Origin of the sequence: Paraburkholderia phosphatilytica (assembly GCF_003443895.1) — a bacterium.
GTDB classification, from domain to species: Bacteria; Pseudomonadota; Gammaproteobacteria; order Burkholderiales; family Burkholderiaceae; genus Paraburkholderia; species Paraburkholderia phosphatilytica.
The window spans coordinates 116,442-123,684 of the sequence record NZ_QQOA01000023.1 but is presented as its reverse complement, the minus strand read 5'-3'; the positions used below and the strand labels follow the sequence as shown (position 1 = coordinate 123,684).

Genomic DNA, 7,243 nt, shown 5'->3' with positions numbered 1-7,243 from the left:
GACGAACTGCAGACGGCGTACGGACAGGCTGAGCGGAACGAACCCATCGTGCTGCCCACCCCGTCGACGTCGTGGCGCAGCTGGGTCCGACAGGTCTACGAATACGCACGATCCCCGGACCGTATCGTCGAACTTGCATGGTGGCAAACCGCGTTGACCGCGCCGTCGCTGCGTGCGGGGCCGCTGTTTCCGCCGCAAACGCCGGACGTCGCGCCACAGCAATCCCTGCGCACCACGCTTTCTCCCGCACAGACCGAAACGCTGATCCTCGACGCGCCGCGGGCCTACCGGATGCGCGTCGACGAAGTGCTGCTCGCGGTGCTCGCAAGTGTGACCGGCGTGCTGACCGGCCGCGACGAAATCCTCGTCGAGCTGGAAGGGCACGGCCGCGAGGACGTGATCGACGGTGTCGACCTGAGCCGCACGGCTGGCTGGTTCACGACGCAATACCCGCTCGCGCTGCCGAGCTCAGCCGAGCCGCACGACGCGCTGCAACGCGTCCATGCGCGCCTGACAAACGTGCCGGCGCGTGGCTTGCACTGGGGGCTGCTTGCGCACTGCGCGGACGCCGCGAGCCGCGCCGCGCTGGCCGCGCTGCCGGTGCCCGAGATCAGCTTCAACTACCTGGGCCGCTTCGACCAGACCTTCCAGCAAGCCAGCCGCTTCGGTTTCGCCAGGGAGGCCGCAGGCGATCCGATGGCCGCGGCGACACTTGCCCCGGACCGTGCGCTCGACGTGAACGCATGGATCTCGGGCGATGCACTGTCGATCGACTGGGGCTACGCGCCGCAGCAGATACCCGCGGCGCTCGCCGGGCGTCTCGTCGCGGCGTTCGAGACGGCCCTCGCGACCACGCTCGAGCATCTGCGCGATGCCGCCCCGGCGCAGGACGCGGCCGCGAAGCTGCCCGCCGTGCCCGCCGCCGTCGCCGAACTCGCCATCCACGACAGCGTGGCCGCGAGCTGGGCCGAGCGCGCGCGCTTCGAGGCGGCGCTCGCGGTGCCCGCGCCGGCCCAGCTCGCCCACTGGCTCGGACACCGGGACACCGCCGCTCACGCCGCGCTACTGCCCGCGGTGCCGCTCAATGCGCTCGGCGCGCCCGTCACGCTGTTCTGTCCGCATCCGGGCTATGGGATGGTCGGCGAATACCGCACGCTCGCGCGCGCGTTGAACGGTGCGGTGACGGTCGTCGCGCTGCAGGCTCCGGCGCTGCGCGGCGCGCCATGGGACGGCGCGAGCTTCGAAGCCCTCGCCGAGCGCTACGCCGATTGCATCGCCACGTGGCAGCCGCACGGTCCGTATGCACTGCTCGGCTGGTCGTTCGGTGGCCGGCTCGCGTTCGCGCTGGCGGATTGCTTTGCGCGGCGAGGGCAGGCGGTGTCGTTCCTCGGCATTGTCGATACCGCGACGCATTGGGAGTCCGAGGCCGAAGCGATCGAACGCGCGACAGCGGACGCTGCGCAGGCAACCGATATCCCCCGTCTTGCCGATCCACAGGATGCCGAACGTTTTCTCATCGCTCGAACGCTCGATGCGGAACCGTCGCTATTGCGTGCCGCTTTCGCTGCCGATGCTGTGCACGCGCGCGTGATGGCCGCCCACGCGTTGCCGCGCGTCGCTGTGGACTTGCACGTCTGGCGCGCCGGGCGCACGGCATCGCTCGACCCGCGGCGACGCATGGACTGGATGCGATATGCGTCGGGCGAGGTCGTCAGTCATTCGCTCGACGCGACGCATAGCAGCATCGTCCACCACCCGGCGCTTGGCGAACAGGTGGCGCGCCTGCTGGCGTAGCAGTCGTTTTTTGATAGGCAAAAATCCGAAAATACGTTGAGATCACGAATAAGAGTCATTATCATTCGCATTGGATAGGAGCCGTTGAAGTGCCGCAAGCATTCTGCCGCCTTCAACGCTGCTTGCCTGTTTACACAACCACGCCACACGACTACCGACTAACCAATTAGATTGTCAGCAATGAAAATCAACAAAAAATTAATAGATTTCAGGCACTTGGCAAGAATGCCGCGACGTTTCGAGATGACCTCCTTCGCCCTCGCGGCGGTGGTGGCGCTGTCAGGTAAAGCGTATGCGCAGACATCCACCGGGGTGAACGGAACGGATGGCAAGGCCGGTGTCGACGCAGTGCTCCCGGCCGTGACGGTCAACGCCAAAGCCGAGGCCGATGCGACCACCGAGGGATCGGGTTCCTACGCCGCGCAGGCGGCGACCGTCGCCGGAAAAACACCCCAGGCGCTTCAGGAGGTGCCCAATTCGGTATCGGTGGTCTCCCGGCAGCGCATGGACGATCAGAACATGACCACGCTGCAGGATGCGATGCAATATACGACCGGCGTCACGGCGGTTCCCTGGGGCGACTCCGCGTACTACACGGCGCGTGGCTACCAGCTGGGCATCGAATACGACGGCATCCCGCTGTTCAACAGTGTTCAATACCAGCTGCAACTGGACCTGGCTTTCTATGACCGGGTGGAAGTTTTCCGTGGTCCCGCCGGCGTGATGGACGGCTTGGGCAATCCGGGCGGCACGGTCAACATGGTGCGCAAACGTCCGCTCGATACGTTCCACGTTTCGACGGAAACGCAGGTCACGTCGTTCGGGGGCGCCCGTCAAACCGTCGACGTCACCGGTCCCCTGAACAAGGACGGTACGTTGCGCGGGCGAGCTGTGATCGTGGGATCCGACGAACATCAATCGCTGGACGGCTCGCGTGATAAAGAGGCCGGCGCCTATGGGATCCTTGAGTACGACATCAATCCGCGCACCACGGTGTCCTTCTCCGCCGCGCACCAGGTGAACTCGGATAGCGGCTTCGACTTCGGTGTGGGCGGCATGAGCAACGGAGAACGTCTGCCAACGTCGTGGACGCAGAATTTCGGCCCCAGCTGGAATTACAAGCGGAGCGTCCTCAATGAGGTCAACCTCAACCTCACGCACGCATTCGAGTCTGGATGGAAGTCGAATTCGACGATCCTGTATCGCCATCTCAACATCAGCGCCACGGATGCCTACCCGCTCGGCGCCACGGGTACCGATCCCTACGTACAAAGCTACTGGGGCGAGAGAAACATTCAGAGCTACAGCTCGCTTGGATTCGATACGAATGTCTCCGGACCGGTTCACCTCTTCGGGCAGGATCACACGCTGACATTCGGCGCGAACTACAGTCAGACGACCTACGCGCAGGCCTACGGCGGCGAAAGCCTGGGTGCATTCAATGTACTGGACGCGGCCGGCATTCCCGAACCGGCGAGCATTGCTACCGCGTACAACTACTATCACTATCAGCAAGGGGGCGTGTACGGGCAGGCTCATATCAAGATCACCGAGCCACTGTCCGTGACCCTGGGCGCGCGGGAAGCCTGGTATCAGGAATCGAGCAGGGGAGCGGCCAGCGACTGGGCCGTGCAAACGCGGGTCAACGGCAAATTCGTACCCTATGCCGCCGTCACCTACGACATCATCCCTCAGCTGACCGCCTACGCGAGTTACTCGACCGTTTTCGCCCCGCAGACCGGAACCACCGCCTCCGGGGGCGCGCTTGCCCCGCAGTCGGGAAAACAGTATGAAACCGGACTCAAAGGCAGCTTTTTGCAGCACCGGCTGAATGCCAATGTCGCGCTGTTCCGCATCGACAACAATGACTACGCGATCAGTGATCCTGACAATCCAAATTTTTACGTGGATGCGGGGAAAGTTCGCAGTCAGGGCGTCGAGACGGAAGTCAACGGCGAGCCCTTGCCGGGATGGAATGTGTACGCAGGCTACACGTTGCTGAATACGGACTATCTGTCGGGCGGCTCTTCCACCGGCCAGTCGTACGATCTCGAGGAACCGCACAGCCTCTTCAAGCTTTGGACGACGTACCGCTTCCAGCGCGGCATGCTTCGCGGCTGGATGGTGGGCGGCGGCCTGTTCGCGCAGAGCGCATCCAGCCGCTCGAGCACGCTTTACGAGCAGGGCGGTTATGCCGTCTACAACGCGCAGGTCGGCTACACGTTCAACAAGCACACGTCCGCCACGCTGTCGCTGAACAATATCTTCAACCGACGCTATTACGCGCGGGACCCCGGTACGTTCTTCTCCGAGTTCGGCGACAGACGCAATGCCGTGTTGTCGGTCCGGACGGATCTTTGATCGGGTGCGTGGAGAACTTCGTCAAATCCATGGTGAGGACGGAAGGTGCCGCGCGCCGGCGTTTCCTGAGGGCGGCCGGTGCAGGCGTAGTCGCACTCGCATTGCCGGGCTGGTCGCTGGGTGCCGTGGGGGCGTTGCCCGGTGCGGAGGCGTCCGGTGCCGCGCCGCGCATCGTCGTGCTCGACTGGGGGCTGACCGAGGTGGTGCTGTCGCTCGATGTCGTGCCGGTGGGTGTTTCGCGTCCGCCCTGGTATCGGCTGCTCGACGGCGATCCTCCGCTGCCCGCGTCAGTGACGGACACGGGGTTGCTGTTCCAGCCGAACTTCGAGGTGCTGCAGGCGCTGCGGCCCGAGCTGATCGTCGTCACGCCGTGGCACCAGCCGCTCGTCGCGGCGCTTGAGCGTATCGCGCCGGTGCTCGTCGTCCCGATGTTCGGTCCAGGGCTCGACGTCCTGCCCACCGTGCGCGATGCCACGCGCAAGCTCGGCATCGTGCTCGGTCGCAGCCGTGCGGCTGATGCGTTTCTCGCAAGCGCGGAGCGTCGGTTCACCGAGGCGGCGTCGGCGCTGGCCGGGTTTCGCGCGCTCCGGCGGCCGGTGCTGCTGCTCAAATCGATCGATGCGCGCCAGATGACGGTGTTCGGGCCGAAGAGCCTCTTCGGCGGTGTACTGCGCGAACTCGGGCTCGATAACGCGTGGCAGGGTGCCGCCGATCCACAGGGCAACGGACAGGCCGATCTCGCGGCGCTGGCCGGTAGCAGCGGTGCACAGGCTTTAACGATCGGCACGCCGCCGGGCGTCGCGGCCGAGCTTGCGAAGAGCCCGCTCTGGGGCGCGCTGCCGTTCGTGCGCGAGCGGCGCGTCGGCGCACTCGGGGCGGTCGCCTCGTTCGGCGGTGTCATGTCGGCGATGCGTTTTGCTGAGGAATTGACTGCGGCAGTGCAGGGGGTATCGGCATGAAGACGGCTACGCAACCGGAGGCCACGCCGCGCGTGTGGCGCTTGCCGGTGTGGCTCGCGGTCGTCGCGCTGCTGCTCGCGGCGCACGGGCTGTCGAATCGCTTGCCGGTCGCGCAATGGTCGGGGGTTTTCGATGCGGGGTCGTCGGCGACGCTGCCGCAGCTCGTCGTGCAGTACGCGTGGCTGCCGCGTCTCGTCGTCTCGCTGCTTGCCGGTGCCGCGCTTTCGCTCGCTGGCGTGGTGTTCCAGCTGGTGCTGCGCAATCCGCTCGCCGAGCCGCTGACGCTCGGCGTTTCGGCCGGTGCCTACCTGGCGATGACGCTGGCAACCGTGTTCGCGCCGATATGGCTTGCGGAGATGCGCTTTGCCGTTGCGCTCGCCGGCGCGGTGGTCGCGATGCTCGCAACGGCCGCGCTCACCTGGCGCAAGGGGTTTGCACCGGTGTCGGTGGTCATCGCCGGGATGGTGGTCAATCTGTATTGCGGCGCCATCGCCGTGTTGTTGACGATCGTGTTCGAGCGCTCCCTCGTGTCTGTGTTCATCTGGGGCGGCGGCTCGCTCTCGCAGAACGGCTGGGATGCCGCGATCTGGTTGTTGCCGCGCGTGGCTGCATGCGGCCTGGGCGCGGCCTTGCTGGTGCGTCCGCTCACGCTGTTTTCGCTCGACGACCACAGCGCGTCGCAGCTCGGCCTGACGCTCGCGCGCACGCGCGTCGCCGCGCTCGGCATTGCGGTGCTGCTGAGCGCGTTCGTGGTGAGCGCGGTGGGCGTGATTGGCTTCGTCGGCCTGGCGGGTCCGGCGCTGGCGCGGCTGGTGGGGGCGAGGCGTCCGCGCGATCAGCTGCTGTGGGCACCGGCGCTCGGCGCGGCCTTGCTGATGCTCGTCGATCAGGCGGTGCAGAGCTTGCCAGGTATCGGCGAGACACTGCCGACGGGCGCGGCGATCGCGCTGTTCGGCGGCCCGTTGCTCCTGTGGATGCTGGGGCGGTTCCGCGTCGACGATGCGCGGCCTGTGGCGGATGCCGCCGAGCCGCTGCGGCGTTCGCTGCTCACGATAGCGCTCGCGGTGGGGACGCTGCTGCTGATTGCATCGCTCGTGTCGCTGCGCTGGAACCTGACGCTGTCCGGCTGGCACTGGACCACGGCCGTTGAATGGCCGCAGATAGCGTTCTGGCGCGTGCCGCGTTTTGCCGCCTCGCTGAGCGCGGGCGGGATGCTGGCCTTGTCGGGAACGTTGCTGCAGCGTGTGACAGGCAATCCGATGGCCAGCCCGGAACTGCTCGGCGTGAGCGGCGGTGCGATGCTCGGCACGCTGGCGGCGGCACTGTTTGCGGCGGGGCCGTCGGCGGCGACGTTGTTCGCCGGCTCGTCGGCGGGCGCGTTGCTGTTTCTCGGCGCGATCGTCGCGATCGGAAGGAGGCATCGCTACGCGCCGAACCACTTGCTGATCGCGGGCATTGCGCTCTCCGCATTCTCACAGGCCGTGATTCTGGCTGCGACTGCGAGCGGCAGCGCCTATGCAACCTGGATCCTGCCGTTGCTGTACGGTTCGACTCAACTGATCAGCCTGGCGATGGCGGTGTCAGTGACGTTGAGCGCGTTCGGCATGGCTGCTGTCGCACTGTTGTGCGGGCGCTGGCTGGACATCCTCCCGCTCGGGGCGAACGTCGCGGATGCGCTCGGGGTCGACAGCGCACGCGCCCGGCTCGTGCTGCTCGTGATCGCGGCGGCGCTGACTGCGGGTGCGACGATCGTGGTCGGGCCGATGTCGTTCGTCGGGCTGATGGCACCGCAGCTCGCGCGGCTGCTCGGGTTTCCGCGCGCCCGTGCGCAGATGCTCGTCGCCAGCATGATCGGCGCGTTGCTGATGGTGTTCGCCGACTGGCTGGGGAGGAACCTGATTTTTCCGCAGCAGTTGCCGGCGGGTGTGCTGGCGACGCTGATTGGCGGGCCGTATCTGATGTGGCTGCTGCGCAGGGACTGACCCGTACGGGCGACGCTCCTGAAGCGGTCGACGCCGTGCCGCAGTTCATGCTTTTGCCTGTTGTATCGATCCTGGTGACGGCGGCATCGCTGCAGTCCCGAGCGGAACACACACGGTGCCATCGATCGCGCAGCAGATATCGGACTT

4 protein-coding genes are annotated in these 7,243 nt (G+C 66.3%); all 4 read left to right on the top strand.

The annotated features are described in order from the left end of the window. Positions 1-1,794, top strand: a 1,794-nt coding sequence (locus DVS29_RS23165) for a thioesterase domain-containing protein (RefSeq protein ID WP_240655754.1), incomplete at its 5' end; no start/stop codon positions are given. A gap of 180 nt (positions 1,795-1,974) precedes the next feature. Then, positions 1,975-4,155 carry a TonB-dependent siderophore receptor gene (locus tag DVS29_RS23160; protein WP_118182843.1) on the top strand — a complete coding sequence of 727 codons (2,181 nt, stop codon included), beginning with the start codon at positions 1,975-1,977 and terminating at the stop codon, positions 4,153-4,155. Positions 4,156-4,184: 29 nt separating this feature from the next. After that, a complete protein-coding gene (locus DVS29_RS23155) occupies positions 4,185-5,114 on the top strand; it encodes an ABC transporter substrate-binding protein (RefSeq protein ID WP_118182842.1) in 930 nt (309 codons plus the stop codon). Further along, the gene (gene fhuB / locus DVS29_RS23150; RefSeq protein ID WP_118182841.1) at positions 5,111-7,096 is read left to right on the top strand and encodes a Fe(3+)-hydroxamate ABC transporter permease FhuB; all 1,986 of its coding nucleotides are present in this window, start codon (positions 5,111-5,113) and stop codon (positions 7,094-7,096) included. Before DVS29_RS23155 ends, fhuB begins: the two co-directional genes overlap by 4 nt. Positions 7,097-7,243 lie beyond the last annotated feature (147 nt).